The following is a 24,892-nucleotide window of genomic DNA, read 5'->3' as shown; positions in this document are numbered from 1 at the left end:
TTAGGATTTGAACACTGCGAGGGGCGCGAAGGCGGAGGGGATTTCGACCCCGACGAGTTTGGCCGCCAAGGAGGAAGGGTTGGGGCCGGCAATGGAAGGCTCGAGCACCGCGGCGCCCCCTGCTCCGCTCTCCACAATCGGTGCGATTGCGGCCGGGCTGAGCGGAGGTTCCGAATCGAACACGGACGATCTCAGGGCGTTACGTGCCAGCCCTGCCGGACTGCTGATGCTGCTCAAGGTCGCCGCGGATTGGCGCAGCGTGTCGAATTCCTTCTTGACGTCCTCGAGATTGGCTTCCTTGAGCGCCTCGTTGAACTGCCCCTGAAACTCGCCGGCCATGCGGCGCAGCTTGTTCACGCCCCGACCGAGGGAACGCATCGTGCTGGGCAGTTCCTTGGGGCCGATGACAACGACAGCCACCGCCCCCACGATCAGGATATGGCTCCAGCTGATATCAAACATGCAACGCTCGGTCTGGCGAAACGAAATGCTCCGCGTTCATACGCGGAGCCAGGAAGACTCAGTCTTCAGGGTAAGACCACCGGCGCGAACCGCACCGGCTCACCCCGCCTTGGTCTGCTCTGCCGGATTGACGGTGGTACCGGCCTGGGTGTCGATCGTCTTCACGGGCTGCTGGGCAGCCGCCGGTTCGTCGTCCGCAATGCCCTTCTTGAAGGATTTGATGCCCTTGGCAACGTCACCCATCAAGTCGGAAATCTTGCCGCGTCCACCAAACAGGACGAGTACGACGACAGCCAGAATGATCCAGTGCGTAATACCCCATGTACCCATGATACCCTCCAACGCGGCAAAGCCGATTGCAACAACACTACAACGGCGCCGCACGCGACCCGATGATCCCACTGGAATCTAGGCGGGCTTCACGGCAAAAACAAGAAGGTTCGGTGTTGTTACTCAACCTTCATGTTCGGGTTCCGGTTCGGGAAATGCAAAGGAAAGGTCGGCGGACTCCAAGGGCTCCTCATCCGGCGTCAGGGCACTGTCGTCATTGGGCATCGGCACGCTGAAGCCGGGCGGCAGGCGGCCGTCGAGCAGGCCTGCCCCCTTGAGTTCATCGAGTCCAGGCAAATCCCCGACCCCATCCAGGCCGAAATGCTCCAGAAATGCCGGTGTGGTGCCATAAGTCACCGGACGTCCCGGCGCGCGCCGCCGCCCGCGCAGACGCACCCAGCCGGTTTCCAAAAGCACGTCCAGCGTGCCCTTGGAGATCGAAACCGAACGGATGTCCTCGATCTCGGCGCGTGTCACAGGCTGGTGATAGGCGATGATCGCCAGGGTTTCCATCGCTGCCCGCGACAATTTGCGCGTCTCGTAGGCATCGCGCGACAGGATCCAGGCCAGGTCGTCGGCGGTGCGGAAAGCCCAGCGCCCGCCCAACCTGACCAGATTGACACCGCGCGTGGCATAGTCCGCCTGCAAGGCGCCGATAGCGGCGCCGATATCGGCCCCCTCGGGCAGCCGTGATGCCAGCGTCGCCTCGTCCAGCGGTTCCGTCGCCGCGAACAGCAATGCCTCGATCAGGCGCATATGCTGCTGCAGCTCGGTCTGGGGCGCGACTTCCGGTTGGAACGATGCAATTTCGCCCAATGCCTAATCCTTCCCTATGCAGGCCGCGCCCAAAAAGTGGCACCGGCCGCATGGCCTGCCAAAACCCATTCACCATCCAGCGGATTCTTCCCGATCGAGCCGCGGCCGATCAGGAGGACTCCGCCTGGCCGGCATCCCCGCGCGACCGCAGATAGATCGGCGAGAAGGGAGTTGCCTGGCGCAAATCGAGCTTGCCTTCCTTCACCAGCTCGAGGCTCGCCGAGAAGCTAGAGGCCCGAACCGTCGCCCGTGTCGAGGGCTCGGCCAGATAGTCCACCAGAAATTCGTCGAGACTGAGCCAGTCCGCTCCCGGCCCGATCAGCGATTCCAGCAATTCACGCGCTTCGGCCAGCGTCCAGACATTGCGCTCGGGCAATCTGACATAGCCGACCATGGCGCGCTGGCGCTGCTGGGCATAGGCCGTGAGCAGATCATGCAGCGTCGCCTCGAAGCGCCCGTGATTGTTGAGCCTGATACCCTCGGGCATGCCCCGCTTGAATACGTCGCGTCCCAGGACGGCCCGCTCCTGCAGCTGGGCGGCGGCATTGCGCATGGCTTCCAGGCGCTGCAGACGGAAAGCAAGGGCAGCGGCGAGCTCGGCCGCCGGCGGTTCCTCGCCCTTGGGCGATTCCGGCAGCAGCAGGCGCGACTTGAGATAGGCCAGCCACGCGGCCATCACCAGATAGTCGGCCGCCAGTTCGAGCCTGAGACGGCGAGCCTCCTCGACAAAGGCGAGATATTGCTCGGCGAGGGCGAGGATGGAGATGCGCGTGAGATCGACCTTTTGACGCCGCGCCAGTTCCAGCAGCAGATCGAGGGGACCTTCGAAGCCATCGACGTCCACGACGAGCGTGGGGTCGCTGACCGCCTTGTCCACCCTCACCTCCTCCTCGAATTCGTCACTCATTCAGACCATGTCTCCGTCGGCGAGCGCGGCCGCCAGCCGTTGGCGCGCCTCGTCGATATCGAGCGGCTCCGGCAAATGCCGGATGCGGGCCAAGGCGGCGTCGGCGCGCCGACGTGCCTTGCCTGCCAGACTCGGAGCGGCACGGGCCACCCCCATCATCTCATCCATCTTGCCGTTGCAATGCAGGCCGAGATCGCACCCCGCGGCAAAGGCCGCCGCGGCCCGTTGCTCCAATGTTCCCTCGAGAGCCTGCATGGAAAGATCGTCGCTCATCAGGAGACCATCATAGCCGATTGCGTTCCTGATCACATGGCGGATCACCTTTTTGGACGTCGTAGCTGGGGATGACGGGTCCAAGGCCTGGTAAACCACATGTGCGGTCATCGCAGCGGGCATGTCGGCAAGCATGCGGAAGGGCAGGAAGTCGAGTGATTCGAGCTCGGCCCGGCTCGCGGATACGATCGGCAGCGAGAGATGGCTGTCCACGCCGGCGCGGCCATGGCCGGGCATATGCTTCATCACGGGCAGCACGCCACCGGCAATCATGCCCTCGGCCGCGGCCCTGCCGAGCGTGCCCACCGTGGCCGCGTCGACGCCATAGGCCCGGTCACCGATCACGTCATGAGCGCCAGGCACGGGAATATCGAGTACGGGCAGGCAATCGACATTAATGCCGACCTCCAGGAGGTCATGTGCGATCAGCCGCGCAGCCAGCCGGGTGATCTCGCGGCGCGTCACCGGATCGTTGGCATGGATCTGGCCATAGCGCCGCGCCGCCGGATATTTCTGCCAATGGGGAGCCGTCAGACGCTGGACCCGTCCGCCCTCCTGATCCACCAGGACGGGCGCATCGCGTCCCACCGTCTCACGCAGCGACTCCGTCAGGGTCCGTACCTCGTCCGGCGTGCCGACATTGCGCCGGAACAGGATAAAACCCCATGGATCCGCGTCACGGTAGAAGGCGCGCTCGTCGGGGGTGAGCGACAGGCCGGAACAGCCCAGGATCAACGCCGATTGGGGCATGACAGTCTCTTCGGTTTTCGGAAAAATGTGTGAAGGACGGCCAGGCCAAACTGGATCGGGGCGATCGGAACCCGGCTCCGATCGCCCCGATCCAGTTTGGCCTGGTCGAAATCTCTCGAGGGCTGAGCCCCGGCGCGGCCGGGCTCGAACCGGCCGGCAATCAATTGCGGGCGATCACGCAATCCCCGCCGGCAGCCTTGAGCTTGCCGCAGAAGGCCGTCGCCTCGGCGGGGGTCGACCAGCCGCCGACACGTACCCGGTAATAGGTGCCGCGATCAGGCAGATCGACCTTGCGGATTGAGGGCTTCATACCACCCAGCACCCCGGCGAAGCGGCGCTGCAGCGACTGGAAGGCGTTCTGGGCATCAGCCGGCGAGCGCTGCGAGGAAACCTGGACGACATAGCTGCCATTGGCGACCGGCGCGGCGACCGTCGCTGGTGCGGGCGCTGCTCCGGCGGCAGGCTCGGCCGACGCCACCTGCGCCGGCTTCGGCGCCGGCGGCATATGGCGGGGACGTACCGGCGGCACTGCAGGCGGCGCCACCTGGGTCTGGGTCGGCTCGACGAGCGTGGTGGCACCGTCCTCCTCGCCCGGCAAGGCCTGCGCCGACGCCTGCTCATCCGGCGATGCGGCGGCGGAGTCGGCGGGCACGGTTGCGACCGGGCCAGCGGAGGCCGGAGGCGAAGCCTGGCCCGCCTCGCCCTGGACGAGCGGCGCGGCCTCAGGGGCAACAACGGGAGCCGGCGGTGCCGCTTCGGAAGAGGGCTGGCCGGCAGGAGGCGTCGGAGCCAAGGCCGAGACATCCACGGAACGGGTCTGCGGGGCGCGCGGCTCGGCACTGGTGATCGGCGCTTCGCCCGTCACCACGGAACTGTCCGGCATGATCTTGATTGTCTTTACCCGCCGCGGCTCGTCGGGCGCCTGGGCAATCTGGGTTTCCGACGCATTGCTGGCGGTCTGGTCGGGCGCGGCAGTGCCCTCGGGGTTGGGGAGCACGATGTTGCTGGTCGTCACCGGACGCGTCGCATCGGCATCGGGTGCGGCCGGAGCCGCCGCCCCCTCCGGACGGGTCGGCACCACTGCGACGGGCTGCTCCTCGTGACGAACGAGACGTTCATCGGCCACGGAAGCGGTCTGGCTGCTGCGGTTGAAAATCTCATGAGTCGGCTGGCTTGCGACGGTGGCCGTCTCGGCTGGCTTGATCTTGACCGGATCGGTGCTTGCCTTGATCACCGGCGGCTCGCTGCCGATTCCCGGGATGTCGCTGCCGACGAAGCCACCTTTCTTCCAGACATAGGCCATACCGCCGCCAATGCTGGCGACGAGAACGAGAGCGGCAAGGCTGACGGCGCTGCCGCGAGACTTGCGCCGGGGTACCCGGGCCTCGGCGCGAGGAGCGAGATATTCGTCATCGGCCGCCGGCGCGTAGCGATCCTCCTCGCCCTCGGGATAGGCTTCCACATAGGGATTGCCGTCGCGATCGACCCAGACGCCGCGCTGCTCGTCGTAAACCCATTCGGGGCCCTGCTCCTCGCGCTCGTCATCGAAGACATAGGCCTTCGACTGGCGCGTGGCGACATCCTGGTAGTCGCCGTAATAATCGTCCTGATAGGCTTGCACCTGCTCCGCCTGGGCGTGTTTCGACACGGTCTCCGAATGACCATCACGAAGCTCGTGCCCATTGCGATCATAGCGATCCGTCATGCCCGCCTCCCGCGAACGCAAAACGCCGGCCGCAGCATAGGCCTTTGTGTCACGCCTTTCAGCATAAACATCGCGATCGCCGCCTGCGGTTGCCAGATCGGCCAGCCATTGATCGCTGCTGCTGGCTGCGACACGGCGATGTTCGGTTTCAATCATGACTCGTTCCTGACCAGGCTGGTCGATCACCGGGGCGATCTATGGCCAAAAGCGGCCGATCTCGTTTCAGCGCATCTCGTCCGGCGCAGAACTGCCGAGCAAGCCGAGTCCAGACTTAAGAACCATCTCGACCCCGCGCACCAACGCCAAGCGGGCGCCTGTTAACAATCGATCATCATCCCTAATGAAGCGTAAATGTGGAGCCCCGAGACTGCGATAATATTGCCGGTGCAACTCACCGGCGAGGCCACACAGATACTGGAGCAGCCTGTAAGGTTCGCCCCGCCTGGCGCCGAGATCGATTTGACTTGGATATAAGACGAGCAGCCGCAGAATCAACCGAGCACCCTCATCCTCGAAAGCGCGAACATCCCAACGCCCCGCGTCGAGATCGCCATGCCCGCGCCCTTCGCCCTGCTGGCGCAGAGCACAGCAGCGAGCATGGGCATAATGCAAGTCAAAGACAGGGTTGGCATGGCTCCGATCGAGCAGGAGATCGAGATCGAGCAGGAGAGGAGCGCCGGCAGGCTGCATCAGCATGCCCAGTCGAGCCGCATCGTCACCGATGACGCCGGCGATCGTCGAGAGATCGAGACCATCAGGGGGGAGGCCGGCCAGTATGGCGGAATCTCGTCCCTGGAAGCGCAGATTCGATCCGAGCCGGACAACGACATCGGCTTTCTCCGAACCTGCGCGAAAACGCCTGTCCGCGCGAAAACCAAGATGGTCCAGCATATTGGCCAAGGCGGTCCCGACCGCTTCGCGGCGTGCCTCCGGCAACGCCCCGGTGCTCTGCGGGTCTATGGCGCGAAAGCCGATCGTAATGTCGCGTGACCGTCCGCGCTCGCTGGCGCCGTAGCTCCCACCGGCCTTCAGCACGGCGGCAAGCATCGCCGCCCAAGCGCCTGGAGCCAGGCTCAGGTTCAGGAAGCCGGGCCCGGCAATTTCGACGCCGGCGATACCCTCGAAGTCCTCCAGTATTCCGGCAATAAGGCCAGCCAGGGTCTGGGAGGTCATTCCCGCCGGCCGGGCCAGCATGAGGGCGGCGTTGCAGGTGAAATCTCCCCGCCCTTCCTGATCCGACATCCCGATGCCGATCGGGGTGGGAGCGAGATCAGCCGGCAGGCGGCCCGCAGCCTGAAGCGAGGCGATAGCGTCCTGCACGCCACGCCTGAGCCATTCGATCGGATCCATGGCGGTCAGCGCAGATCCGGCGCTGAGCCGAACAGGCGCCGATGCTCGTTGATAGCGAAAGTATCCGTCATGCCGGCAATATAATCGGCGACCCGGCGCGCACGCTTGTCCTCCCGCGCACCCTCCAGCCCCTCACACCATTCGGCCGGCATCTGGCCGATATCGGCGAACAGGCGATCGAACAGGCGGGTGACCATTTCTGCGGCATGCATGCGCACGCGCATCACCCGTTCGTGCCGGTACATGTTGGGATAGAGAAAGCCCTTGATGCCCTTGTCGGCCAGCGCGACGGCCGGCGAAAAGGTAATGAGCATCTTGCCGGCAGCCCGCACATCCTCACTCGATCGATAGAGTCCGGCAGTGAAGGCGGCCCTGCCCATCCCGATCACATCTTCCACCAGGCGGGTGATTACGCGGCGCATCAATTCGTGCGTGGTGCGGCTGCGGTCGAGCCCGGGGTGCTGTTCGCCAATCTCGGCGAGCAATTCTCCCGCCAGCGGTACCTGCTGCATATCCGAAAGCTCGAACAGACCGGCACGCAATCCGTCATCGATATCATGGGCGTTATAGGCAATGTCGTCGGCGATGGCGGCGGCCTGCGCTTCGGCACTGGCGAAACTCTCGAGCTCGAGATTCTGCTGGGCCTGATATTCCAGGATGGCGACGGGAATGCCGCGCTCGCGATAGCGCGCGACAGGCCTGCCATCTGCCTGCAGCAGCGGCCCGTTATGCTTCACCAGCCCTTCCAGCGTTTCCCAGGCAAGGTTGAGCCCGTCGAACTCGGCATAGCGTCGCTCGAGGCGGGTGACGATACGCAGCGACTGGGCGTTGTGGTCAAACCCGCCATAGGCGCGCATCGCTTGGTCCAGCGCATCTTCGCCGGTATGGCCGAACGGCGTATGGCCGAGATCATGCGCCAGTGCCAGGGCCTCGGCCAGGTCTTCGTCGAGCGCCAGCGAGCGGGCGATCGAACGGGCAATCTGGGCAACTTCGATCGTGTGGGTCAGCCGGGTGCGGTAATGGTCGCCCTCATGCGCGACGAAAACCTGCGTCTTGTGCTTGAGGCGGCGGAAGGCCGTGGAGTGAATGACGCGATCGCGGTCGCGCTGGAAATCGGTTCGCGTCGGCGACTGCGGTTCGGCGAACAACCGCCCGCGCGATTGGGGCGCCACGGCCCACGGACCGCGAGGCCGGATCACGCAATCGGGTATCTCGAGTTCGGCCATCGCGCCTCACGCCTTGCTCGCGCCTGCATAGAGGTTGCCACGTGCCAAGGCAAAGCTTCTTTGCGACGTGATCGGCATTGAACCTTTGGTCCTTCGCACATATTTTCGGGTCAGGATGCAGACAAGTTTGCAGGATGTCATGACCAGTCCCGTTTCCGTGAGCGACCGCGCTGCGCGCCGGATCGCCAAGATCCTCGAAAATGAACCATCCGGCTCGATGCTGCGCATCAGCGTGGAGGGCGGCGGCTGCTCCGGCTTCCAGTACAAGTTCGTGTTCGACACCGAACGCCATGAGGACGATCTGGCGATCGCCAAGGAAGGCGCCACGGTGCTGATCGACGAGATGTCGCAGCAATATATGGAAGGCGCCGAGCTCGATTATGTCGAGGATCTGATCGGGTCCGCTTTCAAGATCAACAACCCGCAGGCCACCGCCGCTTGCGGCTGCGGCACCAGCTTCTCGGTGTGACATGGTGCGCATTGCCAGCTGGAACGTGAATTCCATCCGCCAGAGGCTTCCCCATCTCACGGGCTGGCTGAAGGACGCCCAACCGGACGTCGTCTGCCTCCAGGAAATCAAATGCGTGGACGAGGCATTTCCCGCGGCCGAGATCGAGGCGCTGGGCTACAACGTTGCCGTCCATGGCCAGAAAACCTTCAATGGCGTGGCCATACTCTCCAAGCACCCCTTCGACGAGGTGAAAACGCGGCTGCCGGGCAACGATGATGATGAACAGGCCCGCTATATCGAGGCCGTGATCTCCACCGCGTCGGGAGCACTGCGGGTCGCATCGATCTATCTGCCGAACGGCAATCCGGTCGGCACCGAGAAATACCCCTACAAGCTCGGCTGGATGGAGCGCCTCAGGCTGCATATCAGCGGCCTGCTCGCGCTGGAGGAGCCCTTCGTGATGGCGGGCGACTACAACATCATTCCGCAGGCGGCCGACGCCAAGAACCCGGCGGAATGGGTAAACGACGCCCTCTTCCTGCTGCAGAGCCGCTCCAAGTTCCGCGAATTGCTGGCGCTCGGTCTGACGGATGCGTTCCGGGCCTGCGAGGATGCAGCCGGACACTACACCTTCTGGGACTATCAGGGCGGCGGCTGGCAGCGGGACAATGGCATCCGCATCGACCATCTGCTGCTGTCGCCGCAGGCAGCCTCGCGCCTTCAAGGCTGCGCCATCGACAAGGCGATGCGCGGACAGGAAAAGGCTTCCGACCACGTGCCGATTCGCTGCGACCTCGCTCTCTAGAGGAAAGCACCTTCGGGCCTGAACGCGCTCTTTCGGGCCTGAACGCGCTCTCCACTAACTTTTTTTGGACGCGCCTTGGCGATTCTCGGTGGCTCTATCTCGCAAACGCTATCGGGCGTGTCGTCAGCCTCGCTGCTGCGGCGGGTTGAAGGTGGGGAAATTGAAGCCCGGCCGCCGCTGGCCACGGTTCTTGCCGCCACCGCCGCCATAGCGGCCGCAGAGTTGCGCCCCCGCCCCGGCCTCGGCGCAACGGGGTGAGAAAACCACCGGCGGCCCGCCACGGCGCGACTTGCTGCCGGGGAAGATGGTGATCGTGTCTCCCCGCCGTTTCAGAAGCGGGCAACGCCGCCGGCGCTCTTCTTCGACCGAAAGCCCTCTCTGACGCGGACAAACCTCGATAACGCCTTCCCAAATAGTAAACCGTTCATAACTATCGCTGATTTCAGCGGTGAAATTGGTCCCTCTCACGCCGATTCCGGCGAGCGGCGTCCGGATCCAATAAGCCTTCTTGGCGGAGACGCCGGTGGCAAAGCGAAACACTCCCTTCGACAGGCCGATCACCACGTCACGGGCCTGGCCACCCGAATAGACGAAGCGGTCGAGCTTGGCGGACGACGAAGAGCCGAGCGCCAGGCGCGTCTGGTCGAGAAACCTGATTTCGAGCGTGCCGGAAGGCCCGGTGCGTACCGTCTCGTCGCGATAGACAGCGACATCGACCCCGAGGTCGCCCGACACCGTGCCGATCGCGGCCGGCGTAACGCCGACGGCGGTGCCAACGGTCTCGGCTGCCACAGCGGGTGCAAGGGCCCACCCGCAGGCGACAATCAGTCCGAAGAGGCGGAAAGTCAGAAAGCGCGGTCGTGGCATGCCGATAGTCCGCCCTGTATACGGTCACTGAGTTGTTGTTGGCGAAAACCGGCCTCCGACCGTCGGCGCTCCAAGCGAGCGAGCCGAAGGGGTGACAGCGATGCCGAGACCATCATGACGCATTCGTTTCCATGATCAAGAGGCGAGACTTTTGCGGCCCACAACCTGTCGTGGCGGCTGCCGCAAGGGAAAAGCCGATAATTCACTGGCCGAGCCGGGCGAATTCCTCCAGTAGTACTTTCCGTGCCGGAGTATGAGCGTGACATCGACATGCGGCTGAAGCGCTTTTTTGGATATCCGTTGGTGGTGGCTCTGCCGCTGCTGATCTTCGGCCTGTTGACTTTGCTTGGCCCGGCCCCCCTGCCCCGGCTGCAGGACATCGTGTTCGACACGTATCAACGCTGGCACGCCAAGGGACGCGACCCCGATTCGCCTGTGCGCATCGTGGCGATCGACGAGAAATCGCTGTCCGAGATCGGCCAATTCCCCTGGCCACGCAGCGTGATCGCGACGCTCACGCAAAAGCTGGCCGACGCCGGCGCCGTCGTCGTCGCCTTCGACGTCCTGTTCAGCGAGGCTGACCAGACTTCGCCTGGACTGCTGGTCAAAAAACTGCCCACCAGCGCCGAACGGGAAGCGCTGGAAAAAGCCATGACCGCCTCCACCGCCTCCTATGACGTCATGTTTGCGCAGACCATGGCGAACATACCCGTCGTACTCGGTCTTTTGGGAACCGACGTCGGCGAGCCGGCCAAGATCAAAAGCGGATACGGCCAGGTGGGGGACGATCCCGTCAATTTCCTGCCCTCCTTCCCGGCCGCCAAAAATCCCCTCCCCGTCCTTTACGAGGCGGCGCGCGGAGCCGGCGCCATCAACTGGTTTCCGGACGGCGACAGCGTCATCCGCAAGGTGCCGACTTTCGTCGCCATCGGCGGCAAGGTGGTCCCCTCCCTCTCGCTCGAGACCATTCGCGTCGCCATGGGTGCCGACACCATCATGGTGCGCGCTTCCAATGCGAGCGGCCAACCCGCCTTTGGCGCCCAAAGCGGCATCAACACGATCCGAATCGGCGATGGCGACAGAAGCATTTTCATCGACACCGACAGCAATGGCGAGGTCCGCCTGGTTGCGCGCCAATCGGAGCCGTCATCCTGGATTTCGGCTGCCTCGATCCTCGACGGCAGCTTCAATCCGCAGGACATCAAGGATCACATCGTCTTTGTCGGCGCCGTCGCCATCGGGCTGCGCGATCAACGCAGCACTTCGGTGGAAGAGGCGATCCCCGGCGTCGAGGTGCATGCCCAGATCGTCGAACAAGTGCTTGCAGGCGCCAATCTGGTACGCCCCGACTGGATGCGGGGCCTGGAGGCTTTCCTCATCCTCGCCCTGGGCAGCCTGCTGGCCTGGATCTTGAGGCGCACCCGCAACATGCCGCTGGTTTCGACGGTGGCGGGCCTCTCCATCCCGATCATGATCGCCTGCTGGAGCTGGATCCTCTATGTGCGGCAAGGCGTGCTGTTCGATGCGGTCATGCCGAGCGTGGGTATTCTCTCGGTCTTTCTTGCCGCCACCGTCTATCACTACCAGGAGGCCGAGCATCGGCGGGCCGAGGTGCGCTCGATGTTCGGCCGCTTCGTGACACCGGCGGTGGTGGAGCGGCTGGTCGAGGCTCCGGATCGCATCGTGCTCGGTGGCGAGATCCGCGAACTCACCATCATGTTCTCCGACGTGCGCAACTTCACCGGCATCGCCGAGACCCAGTCGCCGGAGGGCGTGGTGTCGCTGATCCGTCGCATCCATACGCCGGCGACGGAGGCCGTTCTTCGCCACAGCGGCACCATCGACAAGTTCATCGGCGACGGCATGATGGCGTTCTGGAATGCCCCCCTCGACATGCCGAACCATGCAACGCTCGCCTGCAAGGCCGCGCTGGATATCGCCGTCATGGCACGCGAGTTTCGCGATCCGCCGATCCAGATGGGTATCGGATTGCATACGGGCGAGGCCTGCGTCGGCAATCTCGGTTCGGAGCAGCGGCTCGAATATTCGGCTCTCGGCGATGCGGTCAATCTCGCCTCGCGCCTGGAGGCCCTCACCAAGCTCTATGGCGTTGAGATTCTCGTCACCGAGGCCACAAGCCAGGCGGCGACCGGCATGCCATTCCTGGAACTGGATCGTGCCATGGTGCGAGGCCGGCAAGGTGCCATCGGCCTCTTCGCTCTTCACACCGGCACGGCGGATGCTGACTTCTTCCGCCTGCAGGCCGCCCAAGCGGAAATCCTGCCTCCCTATCGAGCCGGCGATTTCGTGCAGGCCCTGGCCCTGCTGGAAAAGAACAAGGCCGCCTATCAAAATGGCTATCAGCGATTGTTCGAATATTATTCAAAACAATTCAATAGATTGATGGGGGATCCTAAATTTGTCTGGCAAGGTGTGACGCAGCTTTGACAAGTGCACGCTTGTCGTTGCGAGACGCTCACCATGGCAAGGAATAAGTGCAACGGCTCGACTGCAGAGACAGAAAACAACGGCAATGCTCAAGAGAATCTGAAACTCGATGAGCCTGTTTCGACGGGTGACGCGCCGCCTCGGAACGCGCAACCTGACCACGCTATTGAGAGACCGCAGCAACACGCGATCATGGCGCGACGACAGGAACGCCGGACCGCTGAAGAAAAAGAGAGAGGCGCTGACGTCTATTGCTGCAACAAATCACTGCTGATACGACGGCGCCGCCGGCCCGCCCGTTCCCCGAACGGCGTGCGGGATAGACAGAATGTCAGCGTCTGGCCGCCCTCAATCCCGTTCGAATGAAACAGCGACCGTCGAACTATGAATGATCCTTGAGGAACTGCGCCAGATAAGTCAGGCACATCTCGCGCTCGTCCGGGGTCGCCTTGGCGAAGGCATCGTCATAGAGGTCGATGATCCACTGGTCGCGCTCGCCATTGGCGCCGTCACGCGCCAAGGTCAGATACATCAGGCCGCGCGCGCCCTGGCGCGGCATGTCGTTGCCCGACAGCAGGAGATGGCCGAGCACGGCCTGTGCCTGGCGATGGCCTTTGTCGGCGGCCAGACGCAGCCAGCGGCCGGCCGTGATGGCATCGCGCTTTTGCACGGCATTGCCGTCGAGATAGATGCGGCCGAGATTGTACTGCGCATCGCTGTCGCCGAAATAGGTGGCGGCATACTGGAACAGTTCGGTCGCGTGCCTGGGATTGGGCTTCACCTCGTTGGGAATGCCGGAAACGTAATAGGAGCCGAGCGCAACGATCGCGCTGGAGACGAAGCGGGCCTGGGCGGTATCCGGGCTGTCCTCGCCATGGGCGTCGACGATGGCCTGATAGTAGTCGAACGCCTTCTTGTCGTCGCGGGGAACGCCGTCCCCTTCCGAATACATGCGCGCAAGCTTCCACTGGGCCAGGGCATGGCCTTTGCTGGCGGCGAATTCCAGCGCCTGGGACGCACCGGCGAGATCGCCGGCCTTATAGGCCCTGGTGCCATTGCGGAAGGCCTGCATCGGGGAAGGGTCGTCCGCCGGCGTCTTGGTGCCGTCGAAAGCCTGTGCTGCCACGCAGCCCAGGGACAGGAAGAGGCCAAGGCCGCTCGCACGCAGAAGACAGCGCATCCTGGCAAGCGATTTGCCATGGCGCACCGGGACCCGATCGAGGGATCCGCCTGCCTGCCGGTCGGCCAAAAGAGAAATCTGGTTCATAGTGAAGGACATAGCCGACACTTCTGCCGATTCTTTGACCGATTCACGGCGGCTCTTCTGCCAAAGCCGCAAAGTTGATGGCTTTTTCGCGACGGCACCGTTCGGCCGGCGGAATCCCCCGGGCACGTGGACACGACCACGGGCCAATCCGGCGCTATCCATTGCGTGTTCGCGAAAAGCTCTATCCAAGTTCGACCGCCACTCAAGCAACTCAACTACGTCCGGCACGCTGGAGAACTTGACGCTCCAAAATGCAGGCTGAATTCAGCGGTTACTTTGTGGCAGGAACGCGGCCAAGTCGACGGCCCAAAGCCGTCGACGCAAGACTTCGAATCCGTGTTGCTCTATTGCCACACCGGACAGCGAAGCATTAACCATAGCATTTACGGTCGTACGCGAGGATAACGTGCCATCGCTTCCAGGTCGTCAAGGTCTATGGTGTTGCGCATATACTGTTTGGACGCGTCCTTGAAAGGTTGAAAGTCCCAAGAAGTCGCTTTTCCCGAGTTCAAGGCGTCGTCAACCACCCGCCTGCGGCGTTGGCTGGCGCGAACATCGGCATCAATAGCAGCAAGGTCCCAGCGCGTTTCTACGTCCTTACGGAAACCCGCGACGATTTCGGCATGGGCCGGATCAGCCGCAAGATTCGTCAGTTCGGCAGGGTCGGCAGCCAGATCATAGAGCTGATCGGGATCGGCAGGCGAATGCACGAATTTGAGGTTGCCGCGACGGAGCATCATCAAAGGCGCGATGGCCCCCTCGGCGAGATACTCGCCGCGAACCTCGTCATGTCCGCCTTCCCCGAGACAATGCGGCACCAGGCTGGCTCCGTCGATGCCGCTCAGCTCCGCAGCCGCTCCGGGCTCGGCCATATCCACCAGCGTCGGCAGGATGTCGACCAGCGATACGCTGGCCTCGACCCGGTGCGGGCGATAGAGTTGGGGCGCGGTGATGATCAACGGCACGCGGGCCGAGCCCTCGAACCAGCTCATCTTGTACCAGAGGCCACGCTCGCCCAGCATTTCGCCGTGGTCGCCGGTGAACAGAATGATCGTGTCCTTGTCGAGGCCCGTCGCTTCCAGGGCCTTGAGCAGCTTGCCGACATTGGCGTCGACATAGGAGATCGCGCCGAAATAGGCATGCCGGGCATTGCGGATGTGCTGGTCGGTGATCTCCGCCTTGTCCATGTCGCAGACATGGCGCAGGCGCCGGGAGTGCGGATCGAGTTCCTCGACTGGCACCACGTGGCCCGGCAGGGGAATATCCTCATTGCGATAGAGATCCCAATAGTCCTGCGTGATCGCATAGGGATCGTGCGGATGGGTCAGCGAGGCCACCATGCAGAAGGGGCGCTTGTCGGGGCTGCGCACATGTTCATAGAGCGCCCGCTCGGCCGCGAATACCACCTCGTCGTCGAAATCGAGCTGGTTGGTGCGCACGCACAGGCCGGCATCGGTCACCGAAGACATATTATGATACCAGCTCGGGCGCTCCTGCGGATGGTCCCAATCCGGCGTCCAGCCATAGTCCGCCGGATAGATGTCGGTGGTCAGCCGCTCCTCGAAACCGTGCAACTGATCCGGCCCGCAGAAATGCATCTTGCCCGACAGCACGGTGCGATAGCCCGCGCGCCGGAGATAATGCGCCCAGGTCGGAATGTCGGCGCGGAATTCAGCGGCATTGTCGTAGACGCCCGAACGGGACGGCAATTGCCCGCTCATGAACACGGCGCGCGAGGGCGAGCACAGAGGCGAGTTGCAATAGGCGCTGTCAAAGACCACGCCGCGCTCGGCCAGGGCCGTGATGTTGGGCGCCTTGACGAGATCGAAGCCGTGCACCGGCAGGAAAGCCGGGGCGAGCTGATCCACCATGATGATGAGAATATTGGGCTTGGACTGGGACATGACGAGCCTGACGCTGGGCTGGATTCGCAAAGGGGAATAGCAATTGTCGGAACACATCGCGAGAAGGCCTTGCTCGCATCCGACACGGGCTGGCCTCAATGGTGCATTTGGGCTTATACGGACGGCCCTATTTTCGGGAGATCGCCATGTCCCCTGCCCGCCTCACCACCCTTGCCTTCGACGCCGACGACACGCTCTGGCAGAACGAGCAGTATTTCAGGACGGCCGAGGAGGAATTGGCAAGCCTGCTCGCCGATTATGCCGATAAGGAAACCCTGCAGGCGCATCTTCTGGAGGTCGGCAAGCGCAATGTCGTGAGCCATGGCTTCGGCATGAAGACCTTCACCTTCTCGATGATCGACACCGCCATCGAGATCAGCAACGGCCAGGTGCCGGCGCCGGTGATCGGGCGCATCCTGGCACTCGGCAAGGAAATTCTCAACCATCCGGTCGAGTTGCTGCCGGGCGTCGCCGACACGCTGGAAAGCTTGGCGGGCAGCTACCGGCTCATCCTCATCACCAAGGGCGACCTGTTCCACCAGGAAAACAAGATCACCCAGTCCGGGCTGCGCGGATTGTTCGAGGCGGTTGAGATCGTCAGCGAGAAGAGCGCCGATACCTATGCGCGGGCCTTCGCCCGGCATGGCGAGGGTCCCGAGGCCTCCATGATGATCGGCAACTCGCTGAAGTCCGACGTGATTCCGGCTCTCCGGGTCGGCAGCTGGGGTGTCTATGTCCCCCACCCCCTGACCTGGGCCTTCGAACACGCGGAAGCGCCGCTGCACGAGCCCCGCTTTCGCGAGATCGAGGTCCTGACGCAGACCGTCGACGTGATCCGGGCGATTGAGGAATAGGAATACAGCGGGCCGCCCCCGACGGGCCTGCGACCTCACGCCGGCCTAAAAATCCGCGCCACCGAGCCCCCCGGAAAAGCGGTCGAGCTGATCGGCTTGAGGCGCCTTGGCAAGGTGATGTCGGAAAAGATCGACAAGCCCTTGCCGAGAGCCACCGGATGCACCAGCAGGAAGTATTGATCGACCAGTTCCCGGGCGACGAGGCTGCGCGCCAAGGCGGCACCACCATGGGCGATGATCGGCTTGTCGTCGCGGGCCTTCATCCTGGCGATCTCGTCGGCCAGATCGCCGCCGGCCACATAGGCTTCGCCCCAACTTTCCGCGCCCGGCTGCAGCGGTCCAGTTTGGCTGCTTCCGGCGGTGGCCGCCTTCAGGATTGCCGGCCCCTGTTTTGAGAAGACCGCCTTGGGAATTTGGTTCATCGGCGGCGCGAACACGGTGGTGGAAGTCGGCCAATAAGAGGCCATGACCCGGAAGGTATGGCTGCCCATGACGTGCAGGCTGGCATTCCAGACATTTTCCAACTTCCAGGCCATGGCCTCCTGGTCGCCATCGAATATCCAGTCGACTTCGCCGTCGGGGCCGCACACGAAACCATCGAGCGACATGGTCATCGCCAGGATCAATTCTCTCATTGCGTTCTCCTCGTGCCCATCCGCCCCAAGGACGTATGAGATCGACCGGTCCCGACACCGCAGGAAGTCGGGGGCTCAATAACCGATGGCAAGCCCATCCTTTCTCGGATCGGAGCCGCCGGTCAGAGTTCCCCTGTCCCAATCGACAAGAACCATCTGTCCGCCGCCAAGCGCCTCCTCGGCAGGGCCGACCTTGTGGCCGCGAGCCTCCAGCGCGCGGAGCGTGGCCGCGGGAACACCGCGCTCGGCGATAAGTTCGCCCTTCTGGTAGAAAACCCGCGGCAGATCGATCGCGGCCTGCGGATCCATGCCGTAATCGAGCAGATTGCTCAGCACATGAACATTGCCGAAAGGCTGGTAATCGCCTCCCATCACCCCAAACGGCGCGAACACGCGGCCATTGCGGGTCGCCATGCCGGGCATGATGGTATGAAGGGGGCGCTTGCGCGGGGCGATGCAGTTCGGATGACGGCGGTCGATGCGAAATCCCTTGCCCCGGTTCTGCAGGACGATGCCCGATTTCGGGCCGACCAGGCCGCTGCCGAAGGAATGATAGGTCGAATTGATGAAGCTGACCGCATTCCGATCGCGGTCCACCACCGAGAGATAGACGGTATCCGATGGCTCCATCACCGCCGCCGGCAGTTCCGTGTTGGCGATGGCCGGATCGATCCTGCCCCTCAACCCGTTGGCATAGGACGAGGACAGCAGGGCGTCGACGGGAACCTCGGCATGATCGGGATCGGCGATCAACTCGTCCCGGATCCCATAGGCAAGGCGGCCGGCCTCGACCTCCAGATGCAGCCGCTCCGCCCCCAGCGGGTCGAGCCCGGCGAGATCGAAACCAGACAGCAGGTTGAGCATCACCAGGGCCGTCAGCCCCTGGTTGCTCGGCGGCATCTGCCAGACATCGGTGCCGCGATAGCTGGTCCTGACAGGCTCTGCGTACTCGCCGCCGGCAGCAGCGAAGTCGTCAAGGGTGTGCAGTCCTCCTATCTTGCGCAGATGGGCTACCAGATCCTCGGCAAGTTCGCCCTCGTAGAAAGCCGCCCGCCCCTTGGCGGCGATGAGGCGTAGGCTCCTGGCGAGTTCCGGCTGGCGATGGACGTCGCCCGCCCTGGGAACGGCGCCGCCGGGCAGAAAGATGCGGGCAGCCGTGGCATCCTGCGCCAACAGGTCCTTCGCTTCGTGCCAATCGGCCTCGACCCGGTCATGGATCACATATCCCGCCTCGGCATAGTGGATGGCGGGGGCCAGCACGCGCTCGAGCGGTGTGCGGCCGTGATCGGCAGAAAGGCGGCACCAGGCATCGATCGCGCCGGGAATGGTGACGGCATGCGGACTGTCGGCCGGTATTTCCGTAAAGCCCTGCTCCTCATACCAGTCGATGGTAGCCGCTCCTGGCGCCCGGCCGGCACCATTATAGGCGAGCACCGAGCCTTCTCCGCCGGGCACATAGAGGCAGAAACAGTCGCCGCCAATTCCCGTCGACTGCGGCTCGACCACCGCCAGAACAGCGGAGGCGCAGATTGCCGCGTCGATGGCATTGCCGCCCTCCCGCAACAGAGTCAGGGCGGCCGCACTGGCCAGGGGGTGGGAAGTCGCGACCATGGCGTCCATGGCGCGGACGGGCGAACGGCCCGGAAGCTGAAAATCCCTCATGGTACATCTTCCTGAAACGGGTTGGGCAGAAGATCGATCGGCGCGTCGCCCCCATCGACGGTCCCCGCATCGACGTCCTCGAGCAGCAAGGCGTGCTGGACCGAGCGCAGGTGCCGTCGCATGGCGTTCTCGGCCGCCGGCGGATCGTGCCGGGCAATGGCATCGACGATCTGGCGATGATGGAGCGTGAGTTCCTCGAAGCGCTCGGCTGTGGTGGGATCGTTGCGCAGACGTCGCCAGGCGCCCTCCTCCCGCACGGCGTTCAGGCTGTCGAACACGGCGAGGGCAAGGGCATTGTGCGTCGCTTCGGCAATGGCCCTATGCAGGCGCACATCCCAGATGTCCCAGGTGGCGGCATCGCGGGCGGAGGCGCTCTTGTCGAGGAGATAGCGCAGATTGTCGATATCCATGCGACTTGCCCGCATGGCCGCGACCCGGGCATAGGTCGGCTCCGTCCACAGGCAGAGGTCCATGAGTTCGGCCGGGCTGGTGCTGGCGGTGATCAGCGACATGCCCAATTCCCGTTCGGGCGTGCGAGTGCCGACGAAAGTGCCCTTGCCGACATGCCGCCACAGGCGCCCTTCGGCTTCCAGCTGCGCCAGCCCGAGCCGGAGCGCGCGGCGGCTCAACCCAAGCCGCAGCATGAGATCGCGTTCAGGCGGCAGGCGACTGCCGGGAGGATAGGCGCCTCCATTCAACAGGCTGCGAAGGCTCTGGGTGGCCTGCTGTTTGCTATTCATTGCGTAACCAATTTAAGTATTGGTTCCATAGATTAGTATTGATTTTCTGGGATTGTCCATACGATTCTTCTTGCTGGCATGCCAATGTTATGTCCCAATATTGGTATCAATTAAAAAATTGGTCCCAAACAGGGGCCGAAACAAGCCATCCGGAGCAACACCATGCGCGCATTCCGTGCCGTACTGCCTCGCCTTCGCCCTGACTTTGCTTTCCTGTCGGCCAGCCTTTTGGCGGTGAGCATAACCACCACGGCCTGGGCACAGCCTGTCCAGCCGCCCGCTGCCATTGCCGAAGCCAAAAAGATGGTGATCTGCGCCGATATCGGATCGCCGCCGCTTTCCTTCTACAAGGACGACGGTTCGTTGGCCGGTGCCGAGATCGAGCTCGGCAATGCCATCGCCAAGCAACTGGGCGTCAGCGCGGAATGGAAGCAGGTGCAGTTCGACGGCATCATCCCCGCTTTGATCGCCAAGCAGTGCGACGTGATCATGTCCGAGCTTTACGACAAGCCCAAGCGCCGCGAGGTCGTCGATTTCGTCGACTACCTCGCCTCCAGCCAATCCCTCGTGGTGTTGAAAGGCAATGCGAGCCATATCTCAGGGCTCGCAGACCTTTCCGGCAAGAAGGTTGCTGTGGAGAACGGCACCACGATCCAGTCCCTGGTCGACGACGAGAACAAGAAGCTCGCCGGCGAAGGCAAGGCGCAGGCCCAGGTCGTGGTGTTTCCCAAGGACACCGATGCCTTCCAGGCCCTGCGTATCGGCCAGGTCGATGCCTATGGCACCACGATCAAGACGGCCGGCTATTATTTCAAGCAGGCACCGGATCTCTTTGAAATGGGCGGCGAACCCTTCGCCCAGGCGATCATCGGCGCTGCCTTCCGCAAGGATGACACCGAGCTGCAGAAGGCCTTCGCCGCGGCGCTCGATGCCGTCCGCAAGGACGGAACCTACAAGAAGATCCTGGAGAGCTGGGGCATCGAACGCGACGCCTTGTGAGGTCTTGCCATGAACTTCAACTGGGCCTTCTTTTTCCACTATTTGCTCGAACCCTCCAGCATCTATCTGCACGGTCTCTGGCTGACGCTCAGCATCAGCATCGTCGCGCAGATCGTCGGCACGAGCCTTGGTCTGTTCGTGGCCCTGGGGCGGCTGTCATCCTGGTGGATCCTGCAGGCGCTCGCCGCTTTTTACGTCTGGGTGATGCGCGGCACGCCGCTGCTGGTGCAGATCGTGTTCATCTACACCGCCCTCGCCGCCGCCGGCATTCTGCGCTTTCATGACATCGATTTCGGCTTCATGGTGCTGCCGGGCAATATCCAGGCAGGCATCATCGCCCTCAGCCTCAACGAAGCCGCCTATATGGGCGAGATCATCCGCGCCGGCATCACTTCGATCGATCGAGGGCAGACCGAAGCGGCCAAGTCGCTCGGCATGACGCCCGCCAAGCTCCTGCGGCGCATCATCCTGCCCCAGGCGGCGCGGATCATCATTCCTCCGCTCGGCAACAACTTCAACGGCATGCTGAAGAGCACCACGCTGCTCAGCGTGATCGGCGTGCCCGAACTCCTGCTGGCAACCCAGATGGTGACGTCGGCGACCTTCCGCGTCTTCGAACTCTATTCCGTGGTCGCGCTCTACTACCTCTCGCTCACCACCCTCTGGGGTTTTCTCCAGCGCATTATCGAGGCCCGCTTCAGCACGCCTTTTGCCGAGATGCGCAGCAAGGCGCCGCGCCGGCGGTTTCTCACCAGCCTGTTCGGAGCCAGTTCATGAGCACCGCGCAGACCCAATGGACCGTCGAAGCCACAGGCGTCGAGAAATGGTTCGGCTCGATGCAGGTGCTCAAGGGCGTTTCGCTCAACGTCCGGCGTGGCGAGGTCGTCGTCATCGTCGGCGCTTCCGGGTCGGGCAAGACCACCTTCGTGCGCTGCATCAACCATCTGGAGAAGATCCAGAACGGCCGCATCCGCGTGAACGGTCATCTCATCGGCTATCGTGAGAAGAAGGGCCGCCTCGTGGAGGACAGCGAACGCAACATCGCCCGCCAGCGCCGTGACATCGGCATGGTCTTCCAGCGCTTCAACCTGTTCCCGCATCTGAGCGCGCTCGGCAACATCATCGAAGCCCCGACGCAGGTGCTGGGCATCGACCCGGCGACGGCTCGTCGCGAAGCCATGGCACTGCTGGCGCGCGTCGGCCTCGAGCAGAAGGCGGACTCCTATCCGGCCCAGCTCTCGGGCGGCCAGCAGCAGCGCGTGGCCATCGCGCGGGCGCTGGCGATGAAGCCGACATTGATGCTGTTCGACGAACCGACCAGCGCGCTCGATCCCGAAATGGTCGGCGAAGTGCTGGAGGTGATGAAGGAACTCGCCCGCGACGGCATGACCATGATCGTCGTCACCCATGAAATGGGCTTTGCCCGCGAGGTCGCCGACCGTGTGGTGATGATGGATGATGGCCTCGTCGTCGAGGAGGCGGCGCCCGAGATTTTCTTTACGGCACCGCGCTCCGAGCGCTCGAAGGCGTTCCTAGCGCGCGTGTCGTGATCGGCCTCATTGATGTGCCGGTCTGAAGACCGGCACACATTTCATTACAGGCCGGCCAGGGCATCCTGCAGCTTGGCGCGGCGGGCTGTGGCTTCTTCGAGGCGCTCGCGGTTTTCCTCGATCACCTCCTCCTTGGCACGGGCGATGAAATCGGGATTGCTGAGCTTGGCATTGATCTTGGCGATCTCGCCGTCGATCTTGTCGGTTTCCTTCTTCAGGCGTGCCTTCTCGGCCTCGATGTCGACCACGCCCTCCAGCGCCAGGGCCGCCACCGCTCCACGGGCGATGATCTGCACCGAGCCCTTCGGGGCTGACGGCGCGAAGCTGATCTCGCTGATACGGGCCAGGCGCTTGAGCGTCTCGCCATGGGCAGCGACCCGTGCCTCGATGGCAGGGGATGCGTTCACCATGACCAGCGGCACCTGCGCGCCGCCGGGCACACCGACTTCGGTACGGATCGAGCGGATCTCGGTGACGAGGTCGACCAGCCAGCCGATCTCCTCGTCCGCCGCCGCATCGAGCAGACCGCCAAGATCCGGCCAGGCGGTCAGCGCCGCCATCTGAGCCCGCGGGGTCGATCCCGCCGTTACCGACCAGAGCTCCTCGGTCATGAAGGGCATGAAGGGATGCAGCAGGAGCGTGGACTGATCGAGGATAAAGGCCACCATGGCGCGCGTTTCGGCCCGCGCCGCCTCGTCCTCGCCCTCGATGATCGGCTTGGCGAGCTCGACATACCAGTCGCACACCACGTTCCAGATGAAGCGATAGACCGCATTGGCGGCATCGTTGAAACGATAGGCCTCGATGGCGCGCTGGATTTCGCCGGTGGCCTTCTCGGCCTCGCCGGCGATCCAGCGGTTGAGGGCGATCTTCGCCGATTTCGGGTCGAAGTTGGGATCGCGCACGCAGCCCTTCATCTCGGCAAAACGCGTGGCGTTCCACAGCTTGGTGCCGAAATTGCGATAGCCCTTGACCCGGTCGATCGACAGCTTGATGTCGCGCCCGGGAGCCGCCATCGCCGCCAGGAAGAAGCGCAGGGCGTCGGCGCCATAGCGCTCGATGCCGTTCGGATAGGCTTTCCGCGTCTCCGAGGTGACACGGGCGACATCGGCCTTGTTGGCCAGGGCCGAGGTGCGCTTGGCGATGAGGGCTTCGAGCTCGATGCCGTCGATGATATCCAGGGGGTCCATCACGTTCCCCTTGGATTTCGACATTTTGGCGCCCTTCTCGTCACGGACGAGAGCGTGCAGATAGACATCCTTGAAGGGCACGTCGTTCTGAGTGAACAGGCCCGTCATCATCATGCGGGCGACCCAGAAGAAGATGATGTCGAAGCCCGTCACCACCACGGAGGTCGGGTAATATCTGGCCAGTTCCGCCGTCTTGTCCGGCCAACCGAAGGTCGAATAGGGCCATAGGGCCGAGGAGAACCAGGTGTCGAGAACATCCTCGTCGCGGGTGATCGCAACGCCTGCGCCCCATTTTTCATCGGCCTTGGCGCGCGCTTCCTTCTCGTCGCGGGCGATGACGTAGCCGCCATCCGGGCCGTACCAGGCCGGGATCTGGTGTCCCCACCACAGCTGGCGCGACACGCACCAGGGCTGGATGTTCTCCAGCCAGTCGAAAAAGGTCTTCTCCCAGTTCTGCGGCACGAAGCGCGTCTGGCCGCGACGCACGGCCGCCAGGGCCTCCTCGGCGAGCGGACGGACGTTCAGATACCACTGGTCGGTGAGCCAGGGCTCGATCGGCACCCCCGAACGATCGCCATGCGGCACCTGGTGCTTGTGCTTTTCGATCTCGACCAGGCGGCCTTCCGCCTCCATGTCCGCGACGATGCGCTTGCGCGCCTCGAAGCGTTCCAAACCGCGATAGGCCTCGGGTGCGTTGTCGTTGATCCGGGCCTCGGCCGTGAGGATATTGATCACCTCGAGGCTGTGCCGCCTGCCGACTTCGAAATCGTTGAAGTCATGCGCCGGCGTGATCTTCACCGCGCCGGTGCCCTTCTCGGGATCGGAATATTCGTCGGCGACGATCGGAATCAGCCGGCCGACCAGCGGCAGTCGCACTTTCTTGCCGACCAGATGGGTATAGCGTTCATCCGAAGGATGCACCGCCACGGCGGTATCGCCGAGCATGGTTTCGGGGCGGGTCGTGGCGACGGTGATCGTCTCTCCGGTTTCCTTGCCCGCCTCGTCGACCACTGGATAGGCGAAGTGCCACAGACTGCCATTCACCTCGATCTGCTCGACTTCAATGTCGGAGATCGCGGTCAGGAGCTTGGGGTCCCAGCTGACCAGGCGCTTGTCCTTGTAGATCAGGCCCGCCTCGTTCAGGCGCACGAAGATCTCGATCACCGCCTTGGAGAGGCCCTCGTCCATGGTGAAGCGTTCGCGCGACCAGTCGCAGGAAGCGCCAAGGCGTTTGAGCTGGTTGACGATGGTGCCGCCCGATTCCGCCTTCCAGGCCCAGACATGTTCGAGGAACTTCTCGCGTCCGATCTCGCGCCGGTGAATCTGGCGTTCCTGGAGCTGGCGTTCGACCACCATCTGGGTTGCGATGCCGGCATGGTCCGTGCCGGGCTGCCAGAGCACATCCTTGCCGCGCATGCGCTCGAAGCGGCAGAGGATATCCTGCAGCGTGTTGTTAAGTGCGTGGCCCATATGGAGCGAGCCGGTGACGTTCGGCGGCGGAATCACGATCGAGTAAGGTGCGGCGCCGGCCCGATCGGGGCGGCCCGCGCGGAAGGCCTGCGCCTCTTCCCAGGCCGCGGACACGCGCGGCTCGACGCTGGCGGGGTCAAAGGTGGTCTCGATCATGATCTTCTTTCAAGGCAAGTCAGATGGCGTGGGCGGCAGGCACAGGCGCCGGCGGCTCCGTGATTCGGCCTGCCG

General features: G+C 63.6%; 22 protein-coding genes. 7 read left to right on the top strand and 15 right to left on the bottom strand.

What is annotated here, in order from left to right; translation table 11 throughout:
• The 8 genes from tatB to J8I29_RS16230 all read right to left on the bottom strand — a co-directional run bounded on the left by tatB (position 1) and on the right by J8I29_RS16230 (position 7,819).
• On the bottom strand, positions 1-462 hold the full coding sequence (gene tatB / locus J8I29_RS16265; RefSeq protein ID WP_105864515.1) for a Sec-independent protein translocase protein TatB: 462 nt from the start codon (positions 460-462) through the stop codon (positions 1-3).
• Between the two features lie 99 nt (positions 463-561).
• Positions 562-792 (bottom strand): twin-arginine translocase TatA/TatE family subunit, encoded by a 231-nt coding sequence (locus J8I29_RS16260; protein ID WP_105864516.1) that lies wholly within the window; start codon positions 790-792, stop codon positions 562-564.
• 123 nt (positions 793-915) lie between these two features.
• On the bottom strand, positions 916-1,608 hold the full coding sequence (gene scpB / locus J8I29_RS16255) for an SMC-Scp complex subunit ScpB (protein ID WP_245197068.1): 693 nt from the start codon (positions 1,606-1,608) through the stop codon (positions 916-918).
• 109 nt (positions 1,609-1,717) lie between these two features.
• On the bottom strand, positions 1,718-2,515 hold the full coding sequence (locus J8I29_RS16250) for a ScpA family protein (RefSeq protein ID WP_209432452.1): 798 nt from the start codon (positions 2,513-2,515) through the stop codon (positions 1,718-1,720).
• Complete coding sequence (nagZ, locus tag J8I29_RS16245; protein ID WP_209432451.1) at positions 2,516-3,538, bottom strand: beta-N-acetylhexosaminidase; 1,023 nt, start codon at positions 3,536-3,538, stop codon at positions 2,516-2,518.
• A gap of 160 nt (positions 3,539-3,698) precedes the next feature.
• A complete protein-coding gene (locus J8I29_RS16240) occupies positions 3,699-5,399 on the bottom strand; it encodes an SPOR domain-containing protein (protein WP_209432450.1) in 1,701 nt (566 codons plus the stop codon).
• A gap of 66 nt (positions 5,400-5,465) precedes the next feature.
• Positions 5,466-6,593: a DALR anticodon-binding domain-containing protein gene (locus J8I29_RS16235; protein ID WP_209432449.1), complete on the bottom strand. Its 1,128-nt coding sequence runs from the start codon at positions 6,591-6,593 to the stop codon at positions 5,466-5,468.
• A 5-nt stretch (positions 6,594-6,598) separates the two neighbouring features.
• On the bottom strand, positions 6,599-7,819 hold the full coding sequence (locus J8I29_RS16230) for a deoxyguanosinetriphosphate triphosphohydrolase (protein ID WP_209432448.1): 1,221 nt from the start codon (positions 7,817-7,819) through the stop codon (positions 6,599-6,601).
• Positions 7,820-7,958: 139 nt separating this feature from the next.
• Between J8I29_RS16230 and erpA the strand changes: the two genes are divergently transcribed.
• Complete coding sequence (gene erpA / locus J8I29_RS16225) at positions 7,959-8,288, top strand: iron-sulfur cluster insertion protein ErpA (RefSeq protein WP_105864701.1); 330 nt, start codon at positions 7,959-7,961, stop codon at positions 8,286-8,288.
• 4 nt (positions 8,289-8,292) lie between these two features.
• A complete protein-coding gene (xth, locus tag J8I29_RS16220; protein WP_209432604.1) occupies positions 8,293-9,075 on the top strand; it encodes an exodeoxyribonuclease III in 783 nt (260 codons plus the stop codon).
• Between the two features lie 123 nt (positions 9,076-9,198).
• Here xth and J8I29_RS16215 read toward each other — a convergent pair whose 3' ends face one another.
• Complete coding sequence (locus J8I29_RS16215; protein WP_209432447.1) at positions 9,199-9,942, bottom strand: FecR family protein; 744 nt, start codon at positions 9,940-9,942, stop codon at positions 9,199-9,201.
• 303 nt (positions 9,943-10,245) lie between these two features.
• Here J8I29_RS16215 and J8I29_RS16210 point away from each other — a divergent pair, with 303 nt between their 5' ends.
• Positions 10,246-12,390: an adenylate/guanylate cyclase domain-containing protein gene (locus J8I29_RS16210; protein ID WP_181161307.1), complete on the top strand. Its 2,145-nt coding sequence runs from the start codon at positions 10,246-10,248 to the stop codon at positions 12,388-12,390.
• A gap of 382 nt (positions 12,391-12,772) precedes the next feature.
• On the opposite strand, the gene J8I29_RS16205 is transcribed toward J8I29_RS16210, so the two are convergent.
• Positions 12,773-13,669, bottom strand: a complete 897-nt coding sequence (locus J8I29_RS16205) for a sel1 repeat family protein (protein WP_245197064.1) — start codon at positions 13,667-13,669, stop codon at positions 12,773-12,775.
• Positions 13,670-14,040: 371 nt separating this feature from the next.
• Positions 14,041-15,561, bottom strand: a complete 1,521-nt coding sequence (gene betC, locus J8I29_RS16200; protein ID WP_209432446.1) for a choline-sulfatase — start codon at positions 15,559-15,561, stop codon at positions 14,041-14,043.
• A 146-nt stretch (positions 15,562-15,707) separates the two neighbouring features.
• Here betC and J8I29_RS16195 point away from each other — a divergent pair, with 146 nt between their 5' ends.
• Complete coding sequence (locus J8I29_RS16195) at positions 15,708-16,415, top strand: HAD family hydrolase (protein ID WP_209432445.1); 708 nt, start codon at positions 15,708-15,710, stop codon at positions 16,413-16,415.
• Positions 16,416-16,450: 35 nt separating this feature from the next.
• Here the strand turns inward: J8I29_RS16195 and J8I29_RS16190 are convergent, their stop codons facing one another.
• The 3 genes from J8I29_RS16190 to J8I29_RS16180 form a co-directional block, all read right to left on the bottom strand.
• A complete protein-coding gene (locus tag J8I29_RS16190; protein WP_209432444.1) occupies positions 16,451-17,050 on the bottom strand; it encodes a dihydrofolate reductase family protein in 600 nt (199 codons plus the stop codon).
• Positions 17,051-17,125: 75 nt separating this feature from the next.
• Positions 17,126-18,712 carry a gamma-glutamyltransferase gene (ggt, locus tag J8I29_RS16185; protein WP_209432443.1) on the bottom strand — a complete coding sequence of 529 codons (1,587 nt, stop codon included), beginning with the start codon at positions 18,710-18,712 and terminating at the stop codon, positions 17,126-17,128.
• Positions 18,709-19,452, bottom strand: a complete 744-nt coding sequence (locus J8I29_RS16180) for an FCD domain-containing protein (protein ID WP_209432442.1) — start codon at positions 19,450-19,452, stop codon at positions 18,709-18,711. Before J8I29_RS16180 ends, ggt begins: the two co-directional genes overlap by 4 nt.
• A gap of 162 nt (positions 19,453-19,614) precedes the next feature.
• On the opposite strand from J8I29_RS16180, the gene J8I29_RS16175 reads away from it, so the two are divergent.
• The 3 genes from J8I29_RS16175 to J8I29_RS16165 are packed head-to-tail and all read left to right on the top strand — an operon-like array spanning position 19,615 to position 22,001.
• The gene (locus J8I29_RS16175) at positions 19,615-20,451 is read left to right on the top strand and encodes an ABC transporter substrate-binding protein (protein ID WP_105864528.1); all 837 of its coding nucleotides are present in this window, start codon (positions 19,615-19,617) and stop codon (positions 20,449-20,451) included.
• Positions 20,452-20,460: 9 nt separating this feature from the next.
• Positions 20,461-21,228, top strand: coding sequence for an amino acid ABC transporter permease (locus tag J8I29_RS16170; RefSeq protein WP_209432441.1), 768 nt, complete (start codon positions 20,461-20,463; stop codon positions 21,226-21,228).
• Positions 21,225-22,001 (top strand): amino acid ABC transporter ATP-binding protein, encoded by a 777-nt coding sequence (locus J8I29_RS16165; protein ID WP_105864530.1) that lies wholly within the window; start codon positions 21,225-21,227, stop codon positions 21,999-22,001. Before J8I29_RS16170 ends, J8I29_RS16165 begins: the two co-directional genes overlap by 4 nt.
• Positions 22,002-22,045: 44 nt before the next feature.
• Here the strand turns inward: J8I29_RS16165 and J8I29_RS16160 are convergent, their stop codons facing one another.
• Positions 22,046-24,817, bottom strand: coding sequence for a valine--tRNA ligase (locus J8I29_RS16160; protein WP_209432440.1), 2,772 nt, complete (start codon positions 24,815-24,817; stop codon positions 22,046-22,048).
• Positions 24,818-24,892 lie beyond the last annotated feature (75 nt).

The sequence above is a fragment of the Labrys sp. LIt4 genome (assembly GCF_017813775.1).
Lineage (GTDB): Bacteria > Pseudomonadota > Alphaproteobacteria > Rhizobiales > Labraceae > Labrys > Labrys okinawensis_A.
Note: the sequence above shows the minus strand (reverse complement) of the source record. Positions and strands in the feature narration are given on the sequence as shown.